4 protein-coding genes are annotated in these 2,075 nt (G+C 42.0%); all 4 read left to right on the forward strand.

Annotation, left to right across the window (positions count from 1 at the left end):
* Nucleotides 1-405, forward strand: a 405-nt coding sequence (locus tag DWZ93_RS14560; protein WP_147364683.1) for an ABC transporter permease, incomplete at its 5' end; no start/stop codon positions are given.
* 13 nt (nucleotides 406-418) lie between these two features.
* Nucleotides 419-1,096, forward strand: a complete 678-nt coding sequence (locus tag DWZ93_RS14565; RefSeq protein WP_118453416.1) for an ABC transporter ATP-binding protein — start codon at nucleotides 419-421, stop codon at nucleotides 1,094-1,096.
* A 4-nt stretch (nucleotides 1,097-1,100) separates the two neighbouring features.
* Complete coding sequence (locus tag DWZ93_RS15345) at nucleotides 1,101-1,352, forward strand: cysteine peptidase family C39 domain-containing protein (protein WP_442873187.1); 252 nt, start codon at nucleotides 1,101-1,103, stop codon at nucleotides 1,350-1,352.
* On the forward strand, nucleotides 1,336-2,075 hold a 740-nt coding region (locus DWZ93_RS14575), incomplete at its 3' end, for an ABC transporter permease (protein WP_147364684.1). The genes DWZ93_RS15345 and DWZ93_RS14575, both read left to right, overlap by 17 nt.

Genomic DNA, 2,075 nt, shown 5'->3' on the forward strand with positions numbered 1-2,075 from the left:
TTATTAATATTAGGATATGGATTGATGGCGTTGATCACGTTGTTGTCATTAACCAATATATTCCAAGGCATATCGACTTCTATGCGTATGCGAAGAAAAGAATTTGCCGCCTATCAGTCTATGGGAATGTCCCGGAAAGATCTGAAGAGGATGTTATCCATAGAGGCAGGGTTTTATGGGATTATCGGGTGTGTGATTGGAATACCGGTAAGTTTTCTTGGATTATTAGGGGTGTATGATACCTATCACGAAGTTTTTTATACTATTATATGGAAAATACCATGGGATATGGTGCCGATACAGATTGTAGTTGCAGTGTTATTGCTGATCGTACCCGTGAGATATGCAATGTCACAATTGAAACATCTGAATATTATCGAATCTATTCGTAACGATAACCAGTAAGGGAGGCGCGAAGATGGAAGTATTGAGAACGGAAGATCTTACAAGAGAATATGGTTTTGGAGATAATAAGGTTATTGCACTTAACCACGTTTCCTTTTCGGTGGAAGAAGGAGAGTTTGTCACGATTTTGGGTCCATCGGGTTCAGGAAAGTCAACACTTCTTCATCTCCTGGGCGGCGTTGACAAACCGACATCCGGCAAGGTATATATTGGCGGACAGTCCATTTATGAAATGAAAGAACGTGAGCTAACTGCTTTTCGAAGAAGAGAGATTGGTCAGATCTATCAATTTTATAATCTGATTCCGGTACTGAACGTGGAAGAGAATATATGTCTGCCGATGCTCCTGGATCACAGACAGGCAGAACGAAAAGATTTGGATGAATTACTGGATTTACTCGGCCTCACAGAGCGTGTGAATCATCTTCCGAGCGAATTGTCCGGCGGTCAGCAGCAGAGAGTTGCAATCGGAAGAGCACTGATCAGTAAACCGAAACTGATTCTGGCAGATGAGCCTACAGGAAATCTGGATCAGAAGAACAGCCGGGAGATTATCAAACTTTTCCGCGAACTGAATGAAAAATATGGCCAGACGATTCTCCTGATCACCCATGATGAGAAGATTGCAGAACATGCAGAGAGGATTCTTGTGATTGAAGATGGACGGATAGTAAAAGATAGTCGGAGGTGAGAAATTGCGCTTTCATGGAATTTATCAACATGATGTTAGAGACTGTGGTGTGGCGTGTTTAGCTACAATATGTGAGTATTATGGGTTGAAAGCTCCTCTGTCATATATCCGTGATTTAGAAAAAGTGAACATGAATGGTTCCAGTATATACGGAATATGCGAGGCGGCGAAGATATTAGGCTTAGATGCAGAGGCATATCAGGGAAGCATGGCTCTTCTTATAACAAGAGGGTGTAAAGATGGGAATTATTTATAAATTAACTTTACGTTATCTGAAAAAGAATAAAAAGCGTACCAGAGCTACCATCCTTGGAATTACATGCACGATGATCATTCTCACAACGATTTCGCTCTTTACCAATACTCTGATGGGAATGATCCGGGAGAGTATACGGGAAGACCAGGGAAGCTGGCATTTGATCTTCCATGATTTGGATCAGGAACAGTATGAAAGCCTGAAAGAAAATAAAAAGCTATGTAATGTATCAGAAACGGAATGCGAAGAATGCGAACCGGATGCGGGCTTGTGTGTGGCTGCTGAAATGAAAAACGTCAGTTGGCGTATGTTTGCCAGAACACAGAAAATTGGCAAAAAGATCGGTATGGAACAGCTTCCGGAGGAAGAGTGGCGACGGCTTCCTTATCGTGAAACGGGAAAATACAATATCACCTATCATATAGAGCTTTTAGAATACTATGGTCTAAATGACGAAACCAGTATGAGCGTGGGCGGAATCATCAATGTTATAGTTGCAATGGTGATGCTTATGGGCTGTGTGTTGATTTACAATGCCTATTCCATCTCTACGTTTGAAAAGCTAAGGTATCTGGGAACATTGGGAAGTATCGGGGCGAGCAAATTTCAAAGGATTAGTGTGGTTTACTGGGAAGGAATACTGGAAGGACTCGTTGGGATCCCGGTCGGAATCGGAGCGGGGATCTTACTTACGAATGGTATCGTAAAATGGCTGGAAAATAT

The organism is Dorea sp. AF36-15AT, from assembly GCF_003477705.1.
In the GTDB taxonomy this organism is placed as follows: Bacteria; Bacillota; Clostridia; order Lachnospirales; family Lachnospiraceae; genus Claveliimonas; species Claveliimonas ammoniilytica.